This window comes from Bacillus sp. 5w2, from assembly GCF_054353775.1.
On the sequence record NZ_JBTIWT010000014.1, the window covers coordinates 66,403 to 86,493 of the forward strand.

The window sequence follows — 20,091 nt, forward strand, 5'->3', positions numbered from 1 at the left end:
AGAAGGAGGGCTTTAGCGCCGCTCCTTCTTTTCGTTTTCATATATAATCTCTTATTTACATAGCTCACATAAATCAGCAAAAAGACGATCCGCTTCTTCCCAAGAAGATGCTTTTGCACCAGAAGCCATCGGATGCCCTCCGCCATTATATTGCATTGCTAATTTATTTATAACTGGTCCCTTTGAGCGAAGACGAACACGAATCACATCGTCTTCCTCTAAAAATAGAACCCACGACTTTAATCCATCAATATTACCAAGTGCTCCAACAACACCGGATGCCTCAGAAGGAAGTACATCAAACTTTTCTAATACTTCTTTCGTTAATTTAATGTAAGCTGCTCCTTCTTCTACCATCGTAAAGTTTTGTAAAATATAGCCGTTTAAACGAGCAATCTTTTCTTGCGTCTTATACATTTCATTGTATAAATCTGTGAATTTCACATCCATATCAACAAGCTCACTTACATAACGAAGTGTTTTCGCTGTTGTATTCGGGAATAAGAAACGACCTGTATCCCCAACAATACCCCCTAAAATAAGGCGCGCTGCTTCTTTTGTTATCTTTAATCCTTTATCTTTTCCATAACTGTAAAACTCATAAATCATTTCACTTGTAGAACTTGATGTCGTATCTACCCACGTAATGTCTCCGTACGGATCTTCATTTGGATGATGATCAATCTTGATTAACATCTTCCCTTTTGTATAGCGTTGATCGTCAACACGTTCTTGATTCGCAGTATCACAAACGATAACAAGTGCATTTTCATATACACTATCTTCAATATCATCCATTACTCGTAAAAATGATAACGACGGTTCATTGTACCCAACCATATAAATATTTTTCTTTGGAAACGATTCTTGTAGAATTGTACCAAGACCGCACTGAGAACCTAATGCATCTGGATCTGGACGCACATGACGGTGAATAATAATTGTATCAAACTCTTTAATTGCTCCTAAAATTTGCTCATGCATATGTATAATCTCCTTTTTACTCAACTTCTCCACTTTAACGTGCAGTAAAAGCCCAACCGGTGCAGGCTAATCATTAGCGCGCAGAAACACCCCCGCACTAATTAAAGTTTCACTTTATCCTTCATTATAACGGAAAGTATTTCATACATGCGAACAATTGCTTTATAATAAAAGTTAGAAAGTTTAGATATTTCTTTTTTCTCCACTATTATTTTTCACAAAGCGATAGGAGTGTGTATTATGCCAGTATTAGTCTTCTGTATTATCGTCTCATTTATGTTGTACCTCTTCTACAAAACAAAATACTTTCGTACAAGCCGCCCAATGGAGAAAGGTTGGCTCTCTGGAAAATCTGCAATGGCACTCGGTTCATTCGTCTTATTCTTCGGGATAAACCAATTCTTTTTAGAACTTTCAACCGCTCGTATTATCGTTGGTGTTTTATTTGTTCTATTTGGTAGTGCAAGTGTATTTAATGGATTTCGCCAATATAAACATTTCTTACCATTAGCAGTTGAAGAAGCTGAATCTGTCTGAAGCAACATAAAAAAGCATCAATATTGTGATGCTTTTTTACGTCCCTTAACTTTTAAAATCATATATGCAACAAAAGCAGAAGGTATATTAAAGGGGTTGCCTTGTACGTGAAAATGTAATTGTTCTTCTTCAAAAGACATTTTTTCATATAGTTCCCGCTGAGATAATCCTGTTCGTTTCTTTTTTTCATGCAATCCTTGTAAATATAAATATTGAAGCGGTATCATCACAAGAAAGTAAAATAGTGCGATCCCACCAAAAAAGAGCACTTCTGATGACATAATACATACCACCTTCCCGAAATCCATTTTCTTACAATGTAATTATAACATAGTATAAACTCTAATTGAATTAATATTCTGTTTTTTGTTTATACAATTGTCTCACCGCATAATTCCTCTTCAGCATACTGAATATATCGCCTAATAAAATTTCCGGGATTCTTTTTAATCGGTTCAATATCAAGTCTTAATGGTATTTTTCCGGCCATATAAAAGATTCTTGAAGCGGTCCCCAGTCGAATGGCTGCTTCCGAAATATTTTCCCCATATCCCATTATGAAGTTCCCCCATACTTCTTCTAACTGTCCCGAAGCAATTAAATGCAATCTCGGAACACCAATATCAAACTCTTTATACCCAAATCCACATTCATCAAAATCGAGCAAATACCAATCCTCTTTGTCTACAAGAACATTGCCAAAATGCATATCACCATGAACAAATTGTTTTTCTCCTAGTTGAGTTGAATTTGTAAGCTCTTGTATTCTTTCTGCAATTCTCATGCATTTATGCTTATCCTCATAAGATAAAAACGAAGTATTTAATAAACGTTGTAAAGGCTCGTGAATTGTCTTTTTCTCGCTATATATAGGCCTTTCATAACCTCCCCAAGTTTGTGGCACTCTTTTGAGCACTCCATTTGTTTTTTCATGAAACATTCGCATTAATGATCCAAGCTTTTCATAATCTTTATCCTTTGGTTCTAAAATTTCACTTCCGCTTATAAACCTAAAGACAACAAAATACCGGATACTTCCCTCGCCTTTCATAACAGATGTGATCCAGTCACCATTTTTATTTACAACTACTTCTGGTACTAACATTTGTTTTTGTATCGCTATTAACCAATGTATTTCAGCTTCTATTTGCTCGGCTGTATAACGTCCTTCTCGATACTGCCTAACTACAAATTTATTTTTGTCCGATTCGAATATATATGTTTGATTTTCTCCTCCATGCAATAATGAGACTTTCATAAGACTATTTAAATTATATTGCTTACATAACTGCTCTTTAATGTGAAAATCCATTCTTCTCCCCCTAGTTCGTATAGTGAAGCATAGTCTCCCTATCCAATTACATTATTGTTATCTCTTCATGATTAGTAGCGTAAGCTTTCTTATCCACTAACAACCAATTTTCTATCTATACTGATACATATCCTGCTATTTTTTCACTTCGCTACCCGAACTCTTACCGAGCTTAAGTAATAACTTCAAAATCAAATAAAACAAAATAAAGTTAAAGAAAAAGCCTAATGGATTAAACGAAATTTCCCATCCGCCATAATAAATGAAATTTTCTGCTGGTATACCAAAGTAAATAAAATCGCTATAATTTTCTCCAGTTGTAGGAATAAAGGAACAAATAATAGCGAAAATCAAACTTATTACATACAATTTCTTTTTATTTGAATCCATTCTTCTATGTGTTAACACATGAACAGTTATTGCAAATAGTAAACCTAAAAAGAAAAATATTACTCCCATTCGACACCCCCACAATTATTGTTCAAGCACCTTCAAATGATTGCGTGCCCTACTTATAAATATGAAACAGAACGTGATTTAACTTTCTCTTTTGCAATGCAATACATAATAGATTCAGTTGATAACTAAATTTTAATTTTTTCTAATATAGCGTTCTAAAAAAAATGGAACAAACCAAAGCGGCCTGCTCCATCTTTTTATTTATCGATCAACTGCACCATAAGTAATGCTTTCCCGACAACATTACCTTCATGATGTACTTCTACATCAACCTTACCAAATTTACGTCCAATTTCTAATACTTTTGGATGAACTGATACAACATTATCAATTTGAACTGGTTTTACGAAATAAATTGTTAAGTTCTCAACAATTAAATCGCTCTTCTTTTGCGCACGAATAACACGATTCGTTGCTTCCGTCACAATCGTTGCGAATACACCGTAAGATAACGTTCCGATTGAATTCGTCATTTGCGGCGTCACTGAAAATTGATATAGATGTTCATTTTTCGCTTCTTTCGGCGTCATAAATTGATTCGTTACAATATCATCGATCGTTTCACCAACTTGTGGTTGACGCTGAATCATTTGCAGTGCCTGAAGTACATCTTGACGGCTAATAATACCTTGCAATTTATTTCCTTCATCAACAACGGGAAGTAATTCAATACCTTCCCACACCATCATACGTGCGGCAGCCGCGACAGACATTTTTCCATTTACCGTAATTGGATGCTTTGTCATCACTTTATCAATTGGTGTTTCTTTTACAACACCAATCATATCCTTAGAAGTCACAATACCTAATACCTTTTTATTTTCATCAACAATCGGATATCTTCCGTGCATCGTCTCTTCGTTATACGCATGCCATTGCTGCACTGTATCATTTGGTTTTAAATATAACGTTTCTTCAATTGGCGTTAAAATATCTTCAACGAGTACAATTTCTTTCTTAATCAGCTGATCGTAAATCGCACGGTTAATTAACGTTGCAACTGTAAATGTATCGTAACTACTTGAAATAATCGGCAGTTTTAATTCATCTGCTAATTTCTTCACATGATCTTCCGTATCAAATCCGCCCGTAATTAATACAGCGGCTCCAGTTTCTAACGCTAATTGATGCGCGTTCGTACGGTTACCGACAATAAGTAAGTTTCCAGCTTCTGTATAGCGCATCATAGCTTCTAATTTCATTGCCCCGATTACGAATTTATTTAACGTTTTATGTAGTCCTTCTCTGCCTCCAAGTACTTGGCCATCAACAATGTTAACAACTTCTGCATATGTCAACTTTTCAATATTTTCTTTCTTCTTTTGTTCAATTCGAATGGTTCCGACACGTTCAATCGTACTAACATACCCTTTATTTTCTGCATCTTTAATTGCACGGTAAGCTGTCCCTTCACTTACACTCAAATCTTTTGCAATTTGCCTTACAGAAATTTTATGCCCTACTGGCAGGCTATTAATATGTTCTAAAATTTGGTTATGCTTGGTAGCCAAATGGTTTCACCATACTTTCTTTTCCCTAAATTCTTCATGTGTTGTATTTTCAGTATACTATATTTTCAAAACTGTTACACTCTCTCTTTATATATCTGTACTATTTTTTTTATAACAAAATACGCCTTACATGACACTACTTCTTCTATTACAACAATGTAATGGTATTGTCATCTCGTTCGATAGTTTGTCCAGCCGCTTCCATATACAATGAAGACAAGAAATGAAACAAAGGAGCGGATACATGATGAAAAAATTATTAGAGGTTGTAGGTGCTGTATTTTTAGCTTTCGTAGACGGAAAAAAAGTTGCAATGGAATTGAATGGAACACCTGAACAGCCACTTCCAAAAAGAAAAGAATCGTCAAAACAAGTACAACCTTTACAAGCTGTCCTACACACGTAAAAAACCCTTCACTTGTCTTTTCAAATGAAGGGTTTCTTTTCTATAGTGTAATACTTTCTCCAGCTTCTAATACTTTTCCTGTACAATTTTGTAGCTTTTCTACAAATTGATATGGATCTTGTTCAATAACCGGGAACGTATTGTAATGCATCGGTACAACAGTTTTCGCCTGAACCCATTTTGCTGCTAACACAGCATCTTCTGGTCCCATTGTGAAATTATCACCAATTGGTAAAAATGCTACATCAATGTTATTTAGTTCCCCAATTAATTTCATATCAGAGAATAGAGCAGTATCTCCTGCATGATACACAGTTTTCTCTTCTGCTGTAAATAAAATACCCGCTGGCATACCTGTATATGTAATCGTCTTATTTTCTTCATCAATATAACTAGAGCCGTGGAATGCTTGTGTAAACTTCACTTTTCCGAAATCAAATTCATGCGAACCACCGATATGCATCGGGTGTGTATTTACACCTTGCCAGCTTAAAAATGTCGCTAGTTCAAATGGTGCTACAACAACTGCATTATTTTTCTTCGCAAGCTCTACTGTATCGCCAACATGATCACCATGTCCATGCGATAAAAGAATCGCATCTACTTTTACATCTTCAGCCTTTAAATCTGTTGTCGGATTTCCCGTTAAAAATGGATCAATTAAAATCACTTTTCCATTCGTTTCAATTTTTACAACTGAATGCCCATGATAAGATACTTTCATTATTACATTCCTCCCCCTATTCACATTCTCACTTTTTATTCTACATGATTTTTCAATTCCCTGTCTTTTCTAACATCTATTTACTTGTCATAACGCTTTCCTCCGATGTAAAGTTATATTTGTAATTAAATATCTCGGGGGTGCCAATCGATGAATGCTAGATTAGAAAATTTAATGCAATGGCTAAAAGAAAAAAACGTAGAAGCTGCGTTCTTAACTTCTACACCAAACGTCTTCTACATGACAAACTTCCACTGTGAACCACACGAAAGACTTCTTGGTATGTTTGTATTCCAAGAAAAAGAACCTATTTTAATTTGCCCTAAAATGGAAGAAGGCCAAGCACGTAACGCTGGCTGGGCACATGAAATTATCGGATTCACTGATACAGACAGACCATGGGATATGATTGCAAAAGCAATTAAAGACCGCGGTATCAATGCAAACGCAGTTGCAATTGAAAAAGAACATTTAAACGTAGAGCGCTACGAAGAATTAACAAAATTATTCCCAAATGCAGCTTTCAAATCAGCTGAAGAGAAAGTTCGCGAACTTCGTTTAATTAAAGATGAAAAAGAACTTTCTATTTTACGCGAAGCAGCTAAAATGGCAGACTATGCTGTTGAAGTTGGTGTAAATGCAATTAAAGAAAATCGTAGCGAGCTAGAAGTATTAGCAATTATTGAACACGAATTAAAAACAAAAGGCATACATAAAATGTCATTTGATACGATGGTATTAGCAGGTGCAAACTCTGCTCTTCCACACGGTATTCCAGGTGCAAACAAAATGAAACGCGGCGATTTCGTACTATTTGATTTAGGCGTAATCATTGAAGGTTATTGCTCTGACATTACACGTACAGTAGCATTCGGTGACCTTTCTGAAGAACAAACTCGTATTTACAACACTGTACTTGCTGGACAACTACAAGCAGTTGAAGCATGTAAACCAGGTGTTACACTTGGCGCAATTGATAACGCAGCACGTTCTGTTATCGCAGATGCAGGTTACGGCGACTTCTTCCCGCACCGCCTTGGTCATGGACTTGGAATTAGCGTACACGAATATCCAGATGTAAAAGCTGGTAACGAGTCTCCACTAAAAGAAGGTATGGTCTTCACAATCGAGCCAGGTATTTACGTACCAAACGTAGGTGGCGTTCGTATTGAAGATGATATTTATATCACAAAAGACGGATCAGAAATTTTAACGAAATTCCCGAAAGAATTACAATTTGTAAAATAATAAAAAAAGGCAGCGTGAATGCTGCCTTTTTTTATTTCTCTACTATCATTTTCGCTGGATAACTTTCAAGTGTTTTAGAAGACCATACTTTTATTTTATCCCCTGTTTTTAATTGATTATATGCGTCTTTATCCTTAAATCTCAACACTATATCTGATGGATGTTCTTTCTTCATTTGTTGCTCTATATAATTTTGTAACTCTACTTTCGTTTCAAACGTTTTATCACTGACAAAAAATACCGTATCATTTCTTAATATGACATATCCCTCTTTAAGTACTTTTTTGACCGCTACTCGCTCTACTGGCTTTGTAGCGCACGCTGATAATATGATTAGAAATACACTAAAAAATATATACATAGAAACTCTCATATTCCTATTCATTTTTAACCCCTCACTCTACACTATTTCCGCTTTAAAACCATCTTCTCTTCATACTTATCATCCCATTTAATCACAACCTCTACCGGTTCATCTTTAGATAGAGGAGGCGCACAACTTACACAAGAAGACTTCATTTCAATCCTTGCTCCTTTATGAACTTCTGACGTTTGTGTCATTGTACTAAAGGCTCCATTAATAGCAATCTCTAAATTCTTAAATTCTATATTCCCATCGCCGCCCTTATACTGAAATGTAAACACTCCATCTTCACTGTCATCCTGAATATGCCCTTTATATTGTCCTGTCCAACTTTTGCTCTCGCTAGAAAAAGTAACATACGAAATCGAACAACTTCCTAAAAAGAAAATACTAATAAAAAAGAATAATGCTCTCTTCACAATGTCCCTCCATTCAAAAGCACTTATGTATCCCGCATGAACGGGTAGTAAGACCCCCACCTCAAAATTCGGTGAAAGCAAAGAAGTTAGGTGGGGGATCAACTGTCCTTAAAAGTCCGATTGGTTCAACTAATAATCAGCGAGGGATGAACCCCCACTGATTAAAGTTTCACTGTATTGTCTATTTCTTCCTCTTATTATATTATTAAAATACAGAATTCTCTAAAAAAGGAGGTTTATATGTTACAACAACAGTTAGAAGAAATTCGTAATAATAATTACGTAATCAATGATGCCCTCAATATCGATTCTTTAAGTTCCATTATGCTTGAGCATATTGGGGATACTGATGGCTATTTAAGGGATAAACTTATCTACTCTACTTTTTATCATCTCATCAAAAAGGACTATATTTCACACACACACTTACAGAAACTATTATTAGAAAGCATCAGTGACAAATATTTATTGTATAAGATTCATTCAGATGACGAAGATGCGGTATTTACCCGCGCATTTACAACATTATTAATTGCGCTCATTATTGATGCCGATACAAATCATAATTTCTTATCACAGGCTGATCTTTTACATGTAAAAGATCGATTAGTGCTATATATGAACAACGAGCATGATTTCCGTGGATATGTGCAAGACCACGGCTGGGCACACAGTATCGCTCATGCTTCTGATACATTTGAAGCGCTTGTTCGTAGTCCTAAACTGGAAACTTTATATTACGAAGAAATATTACAAACTTTATTAAACAAAGTTTGTGTCCATTCTATTTACTACAAATATGAAGAAGACGAGCGTATCGTTTATCCAATTATCGCAATGCTGCAAAATGGTCTAAAGGAAGAAGTACTCATAGTAGCCCTTCATGACTTAGTAGCCCAATTACCCGTCCAAAAACAAACATTACCTATTAAATCATACGAGTTTCTATACGGAAATATTAAATCTTTCTTACGTAGTTTGTTTTTCCGACTACGCACACTGTCTATATGTGAAGAAACCGAATGCAAAATTGAAAAATTGCTACGAGAACTTCCAAAATATTATTAAAAAAAGAAGGCCACTTAGAAAGTGCCTTCTTCTATTTCACTAATATTTAATTGAAATTTCACGATCCAAACTGAGAAAAGGTGGACAAGAATCGCAAACGCCATACATGCTCCGCTTAAAAAAGTTAGTATAGGATGCGAATACACGTGCCCTAATCCATAGGATATCGCCACGAAAAACATTGTTATGTAAATATAAATTGCTCCATGTATTTGCCTCATATAAACCTCCTTTTCCCATATTATAACATAAATTTTCTGATTATTCACATTAATAGCTTGTAATCAATATTTCTCAACTGTTACACCTCTAACAGCAGCCTTAATATATGGTGCTCCTTGTAAACTTTGTAAATCCTCTGTTTTTCCTGTTACAACTACACCGTATATTCGTAATTCTTTCGGTTTGATGTTTTTTATTTCTTTATAGTTTGTCCTAAAAGATTCTTGCTATCCCCTTTTATTTTCACTTAAAGATATCCAAATACAGCTTTTCTAAATTTTTATCATAATAAAAAGCACATCTATTTTGATGTGCTCTTCACATATACTTTAGTAACATATGAATCATTTTTTTGAAACAAAAACTCCCACGCCTCTCTCCATAATATCGTTATGACTTAGTTGTCATAATAATTGAACGCGGGTAAAACCCCTGCTTTTCATAAAATGATACAGCTTCATTTCCGTACACTACTGTTAATTCAATTTTATCTATCTTCTTTTCTTTAAACCATTCTACTGCACTATTCAGTAACTTCAAACCAAATCCGTTTCTTCGGTATTTTTCATCGACAAATAAAACTTCAATCTTTCCGCTTGCCCTTTTACTATATGCTATACAAAATCCTAATATATCGTCTGTTTCTGATTCAACTAATAATTCAATTCTATATTCCCCGTACTGTGAATTTTTTTTATACTCTTCAATACGTTCCTCAAATGTCATTCTTGGATAATCACCAGAAAAATATTTTGATTTACCGTTATGATATTCATGTAATTTATCTAAGGATTCTCTTATTATCTCTATTTCATCGAGAGTGATATATTTATTACTAATTCTCATCCTACAGCATCTCCAATAATTTATATTCCAACCAAAAAGATGACCATGTTACGGCTATAAAATACCAATCTATTATTTCATCGCGTTCTTCACAACATCTTGAATCATAACGACTTCTGTTTTCATATCAACAGACGGTACTTCCTCATCGATACATTCACACCAAAATTCCAAATGCTTTTTATCAATTTCATGATGAGAATTTTCGACAAGAGCCCCGCCTTCTCCTTGCACAGAATACCAATATAAGTACTCTTCTCCATCTCTTATTTCCCGGAAAATTGTCTCTACATACATCTTTTCGTCGTTTAATGTCAAAAGCACTTCTTTCATATTGTCATTCAGAAGCTGCATCCATTCATCTACTCGGTGACTTTTACCAGGCTTCACTTTAAATCTCGATAATTCCACATTCATTTTTATTCCCCCGTTCTCTTACGTACAAACAATCTATATTCTATTGGATTATGAAAACTTAATTTACTAGCTAATTTTTGCGAAGGAATATTGTCTACATAACAATCCCAGCACGGTATAATATCATTTTGCATGCAATGTTCAATGAACCGTGTTGCAATAGCTTGGGCTAATCCTTTCCCTTGATATGCTTTATGCGTCACAATATCAATTTCAGCAAATCCATTCCCATTAAATATCGAAACACATTCAGCTACAATTATCCCATCTTGTTCTATACAAAATCCGAAACCACCGTTCAAAAATAGCTCTTTTGATCCCCAATATTCTTTATAATACTCCTCTGTAAATTCATTGCTTCGTTCTATATCACTTTTATTAATACGCTTCACTTCATATGTATTTTTGTTACAATCTCGTTTTCTCTCTTCAAAAATTTCTCGTTGAAATTTCATTCGCGGGATGTTCCGAAGTGTATTACTAAAACGCTCTTCTAACATCATTTCCCACTCGTCACTCGAAGTGAACAACGTAAATCTCTTCTCTGTTTTTTCAATAGCCATTTTTAAATGCGCAAATAAATATTCGTTATAATTTTGATCATCCGTATCACCAAATAAATAATAGATACCGTTAGCTGTACGAATTAGTCCTGCTGTTAACTTCTCGTTGGCAAAAATCTCACCATCTATCATTTGGTCACATACCGCATAAGCAAACGTCGTCGTTCTTGTAAGACTTTCTAAAATCGGAAGGATTTTTCTATACTCGGCTACAGATAATTTTTTCATAATTGCTCCACTTTGATCGTATCAACCTCTATATTTTCAAAACAAAGATTTACCGTTCTCTTTAATGCTCTCGTTCTATGAATCGTACATGCCGGAATTAAAATAGAATCATTTGGCTTTAAAACCGCCGTTTCTCCATCTTCAAAATCGATAAGTAATTCTCCCTCTAACACAATAAATAATTCATCCGAGTTAGAATGATAGTGCCAATCATATTCACCAGTAAATACAGCGATTCGTAAGCAATGACTATTTACATTTGAAACGACGAAGTTTTTATGTTGATCTTGAATGTCCTTCGTTAATTCTATTAAATTCACAGTTTCCATCTTTCATCCCATCCTTTCATTAGTCGTTCTTTTGAAAAACTAATTTAGTCTCCACCACCTCCGCAATCTCCTCCACCATCACTTGAGCTGCTACAATCGTTGCTACTGTAATCACCGAATCCACTTGATGAGCTTGAATAATAAGACGAATTTCTTTTCTTTTTTTGCCTTTTTTCTCCACCATTCTTATTAGTTGATAGTAATGTTCCAAACACTAAAACATGTACTAAAATAGCTACCATTAAAAAAATAATAAGTACAAATACATGTAAAGATAAATTTGAAACTGGTAACTTAATTAAGTTAATAAAAATAATACACATGACAATAAAATACATAACATTCGCCGCATCTATTAAACCACTTTCAATTTTAGACCTAGGTCTCTTTTTCGTAACTACTAACTCATGTTTACTCCTTATTACTCCTCTTTGTTTTTTATGCTTCCTCCGCTTACTTTTTCTTCCCAATCTAATCCCCCTCCCAAATTTTATATAATTCTAAATTATCACATTCCCTACTTATTAACAGTAATACACAACAATTTTTACAATTTATTACCTTATAAAAAAAGACCCTCCTCATAAAGGAAGGTCTCGAATTTGTCTCTATTATGATAAAGCAGGAGCTTTTTCAAGAAGCTCTTTCGCATCAGCGTATTGTAAGCCGTGAGCTTCTGCAACTGCTTCGAATGTTACATAGCCATCTAATGTGTTAATACCTTTTAGTAATGCAGTGTTGCCTAAGCAAGCATCTTTGTAGCCTTTGTTCGCAATTTGTACTGCATATGGTACTGTTACGTTTGTTAATGCAAGAGTTGATGTACGTGGAACTGCTCCTGGCATATTAGCAACTGCATAATGAACAACGCCATGTTTTTCGTAAGTTGGGTTGTCGTGAGTTGTAATACGGTCAGTTGTTTCGAAAATACCACCTTGGTCAATCGCGATATCTACAACGACAGAACCTGGTTCCATTGATTGAATCATTTCTTCTGTTACAAGTTTTGGCGCTTTTGCACCTGGAATTAATACTGCTCCAATAACAAGGTCAGATTCTTTTACAGCTTCTGCAATGTTGTATGGATTAGACATTAACGTTTTTACTTGGTTACCGAAAATGTCATCTAGTTGACGAAGACGTTCTGCGCTTAAGTCGATGATTGTTACATCTGCACCTAAACCTACTGCAATCTTCGCTGCGTTTGTACCAGCTTGACCACCGCCGATAATTGTTACTTTGCCGCGTTTTACCCCTGGAACGCCTGCAAGTAAAATACCTTTACCACCTTTGTTTTTCTCAAGGAATTGTGCACCGATTTGTGCAGACATACGACCAGCTACTTCACTCATAGGTGCAAGTAATGGTAAAGAACGATTGTCTAATTGTACTGTTTCGTATGCAATTGATACAACTTTGTTATCAATTAATGCTTTCGTTAATTCTGGTTCTGGAGCTAAGTGTAAGTATGTGAATAAAATTAAACCTTCACGGAAATAGCCGTATTCACTTGCAACTGGCTCTTTTACCTTCATAACCATATCTTGATTCCATGCTTCTTCAGCAGTTTCAACAAGTTTCGCACCAGCTTGTACGTATTCTTCATCTGTAAAGCCTGATCCTATACCTGCTCCTTTTTGAACAAAAACTTCATGACCATTTTGTACTAAATGTACAGCTCCCGCTGGCGTCATTGCCACGCGGTTTTCATTGTTCTTAATTTCTGTTGGAATACCGATACGCATTATTAGTTCCCCCTTGAGTTATGAAATGACCCCTGAATCATTTTTTAAAGCGCTTTCTACGCTCTTATATTTTAACATAATATCTCAATATTTGACAAAAAATAATACAAGTTTTCCGATAGATTTAATCTTACATGAAAAGACAGTATTATCCGCGCCTCTCAGCATAAAAGATAAACTGTCCTATTATTCGAAACTTCACTTTATTTCGCTCTATCGATGTCTATGAATAACATCTACTGCACCAGTTACTTCAATAATTGTACCGGTAATCATATCGGAATCGTCTTCACATAAAAACGAAATCGTTCTTGCGATATCTTCGCCTGTTCCAGATCTACCAATTGGTGTCTTACGTTCTTTCAACTGACGTGCTTCTTGAATTGTCGCTTCTTTCATTTCACCAATAATATCACCAGGACATACCATGTTTGCAGTAATACCATATTCTGCTTCTTCGTAAGCAACTGTTTTCGTTAATGAAACAAGTCCTACTTTCGCTGCTGCAAATGCTGAACGATAAATCCATCCCGGTGCGCTATCTGCCCCTTGGAATCCGTAATTAATAATACGGCCAAATTTTTGTTTTCTCATAACTGGAACGACAAGTTTCAACAAATGAAACACCGCCGTTAAATTACCCTGAATCATTTCATTCCATTCGTCTTCTTCATAATCGACTAATTTTTTTCGTTCAAACACATATGGACCAGCATTATTAATTAAAAAGTCAATTTTGCCAAAACGGCTTATCGCTTCTTCTACTATTTTATGTAAATCTTCCTTTTTCGTGACATCCGCTTGCACGAATTGTAGACGCTCTTCCATATTTTTATATGTTTCTTTCATCTTTTCCATAGCCGTGATATCGCTATGATATGTTACTGTTACTGAATATCCTTTAGCCAATAACTTTTCTGTTACTTGCTTTCCTAAACCTTTCGTACCGGCCGTAATGAGCGCGTGTCTCACAAACATGCCTCCTTTTAAATTGCTATACTTCATATGTAACAAGTTCTCGCACCAATTACAACTAAAATGAATTGAAACAGAGTTTTCAAAATTCTGTAACGTTTCCGACAAGCACATTACCAAAATTTGTTTTATAATAAAGTTGTAAACGGTAATAAAAATGATTGGGAGGAATTTACTATGAATAATACATATACAAATATTTTAATCGCGGTGGATGGTTCTAAAGAAGCAGAAAAAGCCTTTAAAAAAGCAATTCAAGTCGCAAAACGAAACAATGCAACATTAACAATTGCACATATCGTTGATGTAAAAGCATACTCAGCAGTAGAGGCTTATAGCCGCGCAATTGCTGAACGTGCAAATCTATTTGCAGAAGACTTATTAGAAGACTACAAAAAAACTGCGCTTGAAGCTGGCCTTGAAAAAATTGAGACTGTATTAGAGTTCGGTAATCCTAAATCTAAAATTTCAAAAGAAATCGCTCCAAACCATAAAGTAGATTTAATTATGTGTGGTGCAACTGGTTTAAATGCTGTTGAGCGTTTCCTAATTGGTAGCGTCTCTGAACATATTATTCGCTATGCGAAATGCGATGTCCTTGTTGTTCGTGGTGATGAGGAGCAAGGTGATCTTTAATTCATAAAAATAAATAGGGTAGATAAGAGGCTTTCTCTTATCTACCCTATTTTCATTTATACTTTAGGAATTCTGTAATCCGGATTATGTTGTTGCCAGCCACCTTGTGTATCTACACTCGTATCGCCATCACCATCTACCCATATTGTTCTCCCGTCAGGTAAAACTCTTTCATGGGGTGTTACATGATGAGCATTTGGATTTTCCTCCGTCGTATATTCTACATCAGTTGCATCTGGATGTACCGCTTGTGCTATGCTATCACTTCCTACTCCCTCAGCAATTCCATCTACACCATCAACTATATCTATAACTCCAACCGAGAAAACACCTACAGCCGCAACCTTTGCTAATTCTTTTCCTGCCTCTATCGCTTTATCAGTATCTCCCTCTCGTATCGCTTGCACCGTTTCAACTCCCTTTTCTGAAACATGTACAATACCTTTTCCAATTGTCGTTGCCGTATCTTGAACCGTTCCAAGTATTTCTTCGTACCCTCGCTTCGCTTGCTGTTTATCGTCTGTAATAAGCCCACCTATAGCATCATATGTACCATCAGCAAGATTCCCAACAATTTCCCCAGTTTTCACAGTAGCTTTATTAACGCCTTTTCCAACATCTTTTATGAAATTACTATTCGTAACTTCTCCTACCGCTTCTATCGCACCACCCAATACTTCAGCTGCAGCTTTAGACACTGCTCCAGTTACTGATTTTATTAAACCCATACCGCATCCCCTTTTTCTCAATAAATCATTATATAAAATTATTACAATTATAATTATAGAGCTGTAGCCTATATAACTACAACTTATTTCATATACTTCACTATAAACACAAAACAAACAATCACTACAACAACTACTGCCAACACATATGGCGGTAAGAACTTCAAAGACCACAGTGCCATCATAATCGTCGCAATCGTTAAATACGTTTGCTTTGCATCTTCTGTCATTTTTTTACGAAGCAAGAACACATACAAATAACCGATTGGCGGCGTAATGAAGCACAGAACATATATGACTTTAGATTTTAAATACCATTTTTGTTCTCCGAGTTTCTTTATATCTTCTTCTATTCTCTTATGCTCTTGTTCTCTCGCTTCTTCTACAAACGGATCTTCCTCTTCTCCTCGCTTTTCTTTCATATAAGGAAGAAAGTGCACGAAAAAATAGTATGCAAATACGAACGCTCCAAATCCAATATTTAATCTTTCTAATGGAATATGCTCACTAAAGAAAACAGCAGTAAGTACTAAAGACAAACAGTACGTCATCATCCAAAATGAACGTTTTCTCTTTTTCCGTTCGATTTCTTTTTTATCTTGTACATGTTTTCTTTTCGAAAGCCATATTGAAATACAGCATTCTACTACAAATAGAATAAAGATAAATATCCCAACGTGTACTGTTTCTACATCCTTAAATGAAAAGATATTTGGGAATGCAACGTGTAATACAATTAGCGTGTACAAAATTAACCCTATAAAATAAATACGCCTCATTTTCCATTCCTTTCTTATTTTCTAACTTTAGGTTAACATACATTTTTTAGAAATAGATGGACAAAATATATGTGTTTAAAAAAGGAGGATGCTGCATGGGTGATTCCGAACGCATTATTTTAGATGTGAATGGGAAAGAAATTGAAATGCTAGATACGATTCGTACTCATTTTAAAGATAAGCATGGCGTGGAACTAAGTAATGGTGCATTACTTAGAGATTTGATGGATATTGAGTATATTCGAATTACGGAAGATCGACATAAGTATGATTAATCGATGAAACTTTAAGCCTAGAGCAAAATGCTCTAGGCTTACTTACCTCCTCACGAAAAATGTTATAATTAGGAAAAAACAAGTATGGAGGATGCTCTACTATGAAATCTGAAAATATCTCAAAACATTTTCACACATTACATGTACAAAGGAACGAGTTCCTTCCTCATCTCCATTCATTATCACAAGAACAACTATGGTATAGGAAAGAGGACAAAAAATGGTCTACTGGTGAACACTTTTATCACTTATATTTAATTACAAGGATGCTCAAAGTAGCGATTAAATTCTCTCTCACTCTTATCCCTTATGCAAAGCTAAGAAAAAATACCCCATTTGAAACTGAAATACACGACATTTATGCCGAATATAAAGAAAAGCATGGTAAAGGAATGAAAGCACCTTGGATTTTAGTCCCTTCAAAAAAGGTCTATCATTCTATGAATGGACAAGAATTAGAAGAATTACTTTCCCGTGAAACAGATGAAATAAAAAAACTTGTTCAAAATATAGAAGAAAATATCGCCGGGCATATCGTATTTTTAGATCCAATTGCTCACTATCCTAACCTGATTCAATCTATCCAACTATTAGCGATACATGAGAAACATCATTTTATGATTATGAAAAATAATTATGAAATGATAGATACCCCCCTAAAAATCTAAATACAAAAAAGTAAGGTGCTTTCTAAAAAAGCACCTTACCTTCTCTTTCATACATCATTTAATTCCTACAAACTCTCCAACAAATCCTTTCGCCTTCTCCAAAGCGTTTTGGATTTGCTCAAACCCAGTCCCACCAGCACTATTACGACGCTTTACAGCCGCATATGGTGAAAGAACTTCATACAAATCTTCTTCAAATAAAGAACTCATTTCTTTATACATTTCAAGTGGTACATCTACTAAATAAATTCCTTTTTGTGTGCAATGTAGAACTAGCTTCCCAACAATTTCATGAGCTTGACGGAATGGTAGTCCTTTGCTTGCTAAGTAATCAGCAATTTCGGTTGCGTTTGAAAAATCTTGGGTTACAGCTTGCCCCATTTTTTCTTTGTTGACAGTCATCGTTTCTAACATGCCTGCCATAATATGAAGGCAGCCTTCTACTGTTTTTACTGTATCAAACATTCCTTCTTTATCTTCTTGCAAATCTTTATTATAAGCGAGTGGTAGTCCTTTCATGACTGTAAGTAAACTAAATAAATTACCGTATACTCTGCCTGTTTTACCACGAATAAGTTCCGCCATATCTGGATTTTTCTTTTGCGGCATAATGCTGCTTCCCGTTGCGTATTGATCGCTCATTTCAATAAATTGAAACTCTTGGCTACTCCATAAAATAAGTTCTTCACAAAAGCGTGATAAATGCATCATGAGCATAGATGAATTACTTAGGAACTCCAGTATGAAATCACGATCACTTACTGCATCTAAACTATTTTCATAGATTCCATTAAATCCAAGAAGCTCCGCACTATATTCTCGATCAATCGGGAATGTTGTTCCAGCTAACGCTCCTGCTCCTAATGGCGAAATGTTAATACGCTTTAATGAATCTTCATAACGATTCACATCACGCTCTAACATCCAAAAGTAAGCAAGAATATGATGTGCAAATGAAATTGGCTGGGCACGCTGCAAATGCGTATAGCCAGGCATAATGGTTTCAATGTTATTTTCTGCTTGATGAACAAGAACCGTTTGCAATTGTTTTGTAGCCTTAATAATATGTTCTACTTTTTCTTTTAAATATAAGTGCATATCTGTCGCTACTTGATCATTACGGCTTCGGCCAGTGTGAAGTTTCCCTCCTACTTCACCGATTTTTTCAATTAACATCTTTTCGATATTTAAATGAATGTCTTCCGCTTCGACCGAAAAATGCAATTTATTTTGTTTCGCTTCTTCTAATAAATATTGAAGACCTACCTTGATTTTCTCTGCTTCTTCTTTCGTAACGATGCCTTGCTTTGCTAGCATCGTTACGTGTGCAATACTCCCGTTTATATCCTGATTTACTAATTGTTGATCGAAGGAGATGGATGCTCCAAACTCCTCAACCCACGCTTCCGCTTCTTCGGTAAAACGTCCGCCCCAAAGTTTGCTCACGCTTCCACCTTCTTTTGATTCACTTGGCTGTATACTTTCGTCGGTAAACCGAATAATGAAATGAATCCAACTGCTGCATCGTGATTAAATTCATCCTGAGCAGTATATGTTGCTAATTTCTCATCGTATAAAGAGTACTCAGATTTACGTCCTTCTACAATTGCATGACCTTTAAATAATTTCACACGCACTGTACCTGTTACATTCTTTTGCGTTTCTTGTAAGAATGCATGAAGTGCTTGTTTTAAAGGTGAGAACCATAAACCGTTATAAATCAGTTCTGTTATTTTCTGCTCAATCATCGGTTTAAAATGCGCTACTTCTTTTACGAGTGTTAAATCTTCAAGTTCCTTATGCGCCGTAATTAATGTCATTGCTGCTGGACATTCGTATACTTCACGCGATTTAATACCAACAAGACGATTTTCTACATGATCGATACGTCCAACGCCATGTTTTCCAGCAAGCGCATTTAACGTTTTAATTAATTCTGAAAGTGGATATGCAGTGCCATTTAAAGTAGTCGGTACGCCTGCTTCAAAGCCAATTTCTACAAATTCTGGTTTATTCGGTGTATCTTCTAATGCCAATGTCATCTCATATGCATCTTCTGACGGTGCTGCCCATGGATCTTCTAAAATGCCACATTCGTTGCTGCGTCCCCATAAATTTTGATCGATTGAAAATGGGCTATCTAAATTAATTGGAATTGGTACATTATTTTCTTTTGCATATGCAATTTCTTCTTCACGTGACCATTTCCATTCACGTACAGGCGCAATCACTTCTAAGTAAGGATTTAATGCTTGAATAGAAACTTCAAAACGAACTTGATCATTCCCTTTCCCTGTACATCCATGTGCAACTGCAGTCGCCCCTTCTTGTTCTGCAATTTCTACTAATTTCTTAGCGATAAGTGGACGAGATAATGCAGAAACAAGAGGGTATTTCCCTTCGTATAACGTGTGTGCTTGCATCGCCATCAATGCATATTCATTTGCAAATTCCTCTTGAACATCAATCATATATGATTTAATTGCACCTACTGAAAGTGCCTTTTCTTTTACGAATGCTAAGTCTTTACCTTCCCCTAAGTCTAAACAAAGCGCGATAATATCATAATTCTTCTCTTGTAACCATTTAATTGCAACGGAAGTATCAAGACCTCCGGAATATGCTAATACCACTTTTTTCTTCTCCAT

27 protein-coding genes and 1 pseudogene are annotated in these 20,091 nt (G+C 35.5%); 7 read left to right on the forward strand and 21 right to left on the reverse strand.

The genetic code is table 11. The annotated features are described in order from the left end of the window. Positions 1 to 51: 51 nt before the first annotated feature. Complete coding sequence (locus tag ACXY7N_RS20865; protein ID WP_016135437.1) at positions 52 to 984, reverse strand: DHH family phosphoesterase; 933 nt, start codon at positions 982 to 984, stop codon at positions 52 to 54. 240 nt (positions 985 to 1,224) lie between these two features. On the opposite strand from ACXY7N_RS20865, the gene ACXY7N_RS20870 reads away from it, so the two are divergent. After that, complete coding sequence (locus ACXY7N_RS20870; protein ID WP_001144784.1) at positions 1,225 to 1,521, forward strand: YtpI family protein; 297 nt, start codon at positions 1,225 to 1,227, stop codon at positions 1,519 to 1,521. Between the two features lie 17 nt (positions 1,522 to 1,538). On the opposite strand, the gene ACXY7N_RS20875 is transcribed toward ACXY7N_RS20870, so the two are convergent. The 4 genes from ACXY7N_RS20875 to ACXY7N_RS20890 all read right to left on the reverse strand — a co-directional run bounded on the left by ACXY7N_RS20875 (position 1,539) and on the right by ACXY7N_RS20890 (position 4,803). Beyond that, positions 1,539 to 1,802: a DUF3949 domain-containing protein gene (locus ACXY7N_RS20875; RefSeq protein ID WP_016135438.1), complete on the reverse strand. Its 264-nt coding sequence runs from the start codon at positions 1,800 to 1,802 to the stop codon at positions 1,539 to 1,541. A gap of 89 nt (positions 1,803 to 1,891) precedes the next feature. Beyond that, positions 1,892 to 2,833, reverse strand: a complete 942-nt coding sequence (locus ACXY7N_RS20880; RefSeq protein ID WP_016135439.1) for a phosphotransferase enzyme family protein — start codon at positions 2,831 to 2,833, stop codon at positions 1,892 to 1,894. Positions 2,834 to 2,968: 135 nt separating this feature from the next. After that, positions 2,969 to 3,292 (reverse strand): hypothetical protein, encoded by a 324-nt coding sequence (locus ACXY7N_RS20885; protein ID WP_016135440.1) that lies wholly within the window; start codon positions 3,290 to 3,292, stop codon positions 2,969 to 2,971. Between the two features lie 197 nt (positions 3,293 to 3,489). Continuing rightward, complete coding sequence (locus ACXY7N_RS20890) at positions 3,490 to 4,803, reverse strand: CBS domain-containing protein (RefSeq protein WP_000201589.1); 1,314 nt, start codon at positions 4,801 to 4,803, stop codon at positions 3,490 to 3,492. Positions 4,804 to 5,047: 244 nt separating this feature from the next. Here ACXY7N_RS20890 and ACXY7N_RS20895 point away from each other — a divergent pair, with 244 nt between their 5' ends. Further along, a complete protein-coding gene (locus tag ACXY7N_RS20895) occupies positions 5,048 to 5,209 on the forward strand; it encodes a hypothetical protein (RefSeq protein ID WP_016135441.1) in 162 nt (53 codons plus the stop codon). A gap of 40 nt (positions 5,210 to 5,249) precedes the next feature. On the opposite strand, the gene ACXY7N_RS20900 is transcribed toward ACXY7N_RS20895, so the two are convergent. Continuing rightward, complete coding sequence (locus ACXY7N_RS20900; RefSeq protein ID WP_016085985.1) at positions 5,250 to 5,933, reverse strand: metal-dependent hydrolase; 684 nt, start codon at positions 5,931 to 5,933, stop codon at positions 5,250 to 5,252. Positions 5,934 to 6,083: 150 nt separating this feature from the next. Here ACXY7N_RS20900 and pepQ point away from each other — a divergent pair, with 150 nt between their 5' ends. Then, positions 6,084 to 7,181, forward strand: coding sequence for a Xaa-Pro dipeptidase (gene pepQ / locus ACXY7N_RS20905; protein ID WP_016085984.1), 1,098 nt, complete (start codon positions 6,084 to 6,086; stop codon positions 7,179 to 7,181). A 31-nt stretch (positions 7,182 to 7,212) separates the two neighbouring features. Here pepQ and ACXY7N_RS20910 read toward each other — a convergent pair whose 3' ends face one another. After that, the gene (locus ACXY7N_RS20910) at positions 7,213 to 7,566 is read right to left on the reverse strand and encodes a DUF3221 domain-containing protein (RefSeq protein ID WP_016135442.1); all 354 of its coding nucleotides are present in this window, start codon (positions 7,564 to 7,566) and stop codon (positions 7,213 to 7,215) included. A 20-nt stretch (positions 7,567 to 7,586) separates the two neighbouring features. Further along, positions 7,587 to 7,967, reverse strand: coding sequence for a hypothetical protein (locus tag ACXY7N_RS20915; protein WP_488592603.1), 381 nt, complete (start codon positions 7,965 to 7,967; stop codon positions 7,587 to 7,589). Between the two features lie 237 nt (positions 7,968 to 8,204). On the opposite strand from ACXY7N_RS20915, the gene ACXY7N_RS20920 reads away from it, so the two are divergent. Beyond that, positions 8,205 to 9,032, forward strand: a complete 828-nt coding sequence (locus tag ACXY7N_RS20920) for a DUF2785 domain-containing protein (RefSeq protein ID WP_016085981.1) — start codon at positions 8,205 to 8,207, stop codon at positions 9,030 to 9,032. A 14-nt stretch (positions 9,033 to 9,046) separates the two neighbouring features. Here the strand turns inward: ACXY7N_RS20920 and ACXY7N_RS20925 are convergent, their stop codons facing one another. The 9 genes and pseudogenes from ACXY7N_RS20925 to ACXY7N_RS20965 all read right to left on the reverse strand — a co-directional run bounded on the left by ACXY7N_RS20925 (position 9,047) and on the right by ACXY7N_RS20965 (position 14,387). After that, positions 9,047 to 9,253 carry a hypothetical protein gene (locus ACXY7N_RS20925; RefSeq protein WP_001248904.1) on the reverse strand — a complete coding sequence of 69 codons (207 nt, stop codon included), beginning with the start codon at positions 9,251 to 9,253 and terminating at the stop codon, positions 9,047 to 9,049. 63 nt (positions 9,254 to 9,316) lie between these two features. Further along, positions 9,317 to 9,508: pseudogene (locus tag ACXY7N_RS20930) on the reverse strand (anti sigma factor C-terminal domain-containing protein); the annotation flags it as partial. Positions 9,509 to 9,644: 136 nt separating this feature from the next. Beyond that, on the reverse strand, positions 9,645 to 10,100 hold the full coding sequence (locus tag ACXY7N_RS20935) for a GNAT family N-acetyltransferase (RefSeq protein ID WP_016085980.1): 456 nt from the start codon (positions 10,098 to 10,100) through the stop codon (positions 9,645 to 9,647). A gap of 72 nt (positions 10,101 to 10,172) precedes the next feature. Next, a complete protein-coding gene (locus tag ACXY7N_RS20940; RefSeq protein WP_016085979.1) occupies positions 10,173 to 10,517 on the reverse strand; it encodes a DUF6176 family protein in 345 nt (114 codons plus the stop codon). A 2-nt stretch (positions 10,518 to 10,519) separates the two neighbouring features. Next, the gene (locus ACXY7N_RS20945; protein ID WP_488592594.1) at positions 10,520 to 11,308 is read right to left on the reverse strand and encodes a GNAT family N-acetyltransferase; all 789 of its coding nucleotides are present in this window, start codon (positions 11,306 to 11,308) and stop codon (positions 10,520 to 10,522) included. Further along, a complete protein-coding gene (locus ACXY7N_RS20950; RefSeq protein ID WP_016085977.1) occupies positions 11,305 to 11,637 on the reverse strand; it encodes a cupin domain-containing protein in 333 nt (110 codons plus the stop codon). Before ACXY7N_RS20950 ends, ACXY7N_RS20945 begins: the two co-directional genes overlap by 4 nt. Before the next feature lie 44 nt (positions 11,638 to 11,681). Continuing rightward, the gene (locus ACXY7N_RS20955) at positions 11,682 to 12,107 is read right to left on the reverse strand and encodes a hypothetical protein (RefSeq protein ID WP_016135447.1); all 426 of its coding nucleotides are present in this window, start codon (positions 12,105 to 12,107) and stop codon (positions 11,682 to 11,684) included. 141 nt (positions 12,108 to 12,248) lie between these two features. After that, positions 12,249 to 13,382 carry an alanine dehydrogenase gene (gene ald / locus ACXY7N_RS20960; RefSeq protein ID WP_001219390.1) on the reverse strand — a complete coding sequence of 378 codons (1,134 nt, stop codon included), beginning with the start codon at positions 13,380 to 13,382 and terminating at the stop codon, positions 12,249 to 12,251. Positions 13,383 to 13,595: 213 nt separating this feature from the next. Next, positions 13,596 to 14,387, reverse strand: a complete 792-nt coding sequence (locus ACXY7N_RS20965) for an SDR family oxidoreductase (protein WP_033659895.1) — start codon at positions 14,385 to 14,387, stop codon at positions 13,596 to 13,598. 147 nt (positions 14,388 to 14,534) lie between these two features. Here ACXY7N_RS20965 and ACXY7N_RS20970 point away from each other — a divergent pair, with 147 nt between their 5' ends. Then, positions 14,535 to 14,993 (forward strand): universal stress protein, encoded by a 459-nt coding sequence (locus tag ACXY7N_RS20970; RefSeq protein WP_001066672.1) that lies wholly within the window; start codon positions 14,535 to 14,537, stop codon positions 14,991 to 14,993. A 56-nt stretch (positions 14,994 to 15,049) separates the two neighbouring features. Here ACXY7N_RS20970 and ACXY7N_RS20975 read toward each other — a convergent pair whose 3' ends face one another. Both ACXY7N_RS20975 and ACXY7N_RS20980 read right to left on the reverse strand, forming a co-directional pair. Beyond that, positions 15,050 to 15,721, reverse strand: a complete 672-nt coding sequence (locus ACXY7N_RS20975; RefSeq protein WP_016085974.1) for a hypothetical protein — start codon at positions 15,719 to 15,721, stop codon at positions 15,050 to 15,052. Between the two features lie 83 nt (positions 15,722 to 15,804). Beyond that, the gene (locus ACXY7N_RS20980) at positions 15,805 to 16,500 is read right to left on the reverse strand and encodes a hypothetical protein (RefSeq protein WP_016135448.1); all 696 of its coding nucleotides are present in this window, start codon (positions 16,498 to 16,500) and stop codon (positions 15,805 to 15,807) included. Between the two features lie 95 nt (positions 16,501 to 16,595). Between ACXY7N_RS20980 and ACXY7N_RS20985 the strand changes: the two genes are divergently transcribed. Both ACXY7N_RS20985 and ACXY7N_RS20990 read left to right on the forward strand, forming a co-directional pair. Beyond that, a complete protein-coding gene (locus ACXY7N_RS20985; RefSeq protein ID WP_000502807.1) occupies positions 16,596 to 16,775 on the forward strand; it encodes a hypothetical protein in 180 nt (59 codons plus the stop codon). Positions 16,776 to 16,876: 101 nt separating this feature from the next. Beyond that, positions 16,877 to 17,443 carry a DinB family protein gene (locus ACXY7N_RS20990; protein WP_098486243.1) on the forward strand — a complete coding sequence of 189 codons (567 nt, stop codon included), beginning with the start codon at positions 16,877 to 16,879 and terminating at the stop codon, positions 17,441 to 17,443. Between the two features lie 54 nt (positions 17,444 to 17,497). On the opposite strand, the gene argH is transcribed toward ACXY7N_RS20990, so the two are convergent. After that, positions 17,498 to 18,889: an argininosuccinate lyase gene (argH, locus tag ACXY7N_RS20995; protein WP_016135450.1), complete on the reverse strand. Its 1,392-nt coding sequence runs from the start codon at positions 18,887 to 18,889 to the stop codon at positions 17,498 to 17,500. Continuing rightward, positions 18,886 to 20,091, reverse strand: coding sequence for an argininosuccinate synthase (locus ACXY7N_RS21000; RefSeq protein ID WP_488592595.1), 1,206 nt, complete (start codon positions 20,089 to 20,091; stop codon positions 18,886 to 18,888). Before ACXY7N_RS21000 ends, argH begins: the two co-directional genes overlap by 4 nt.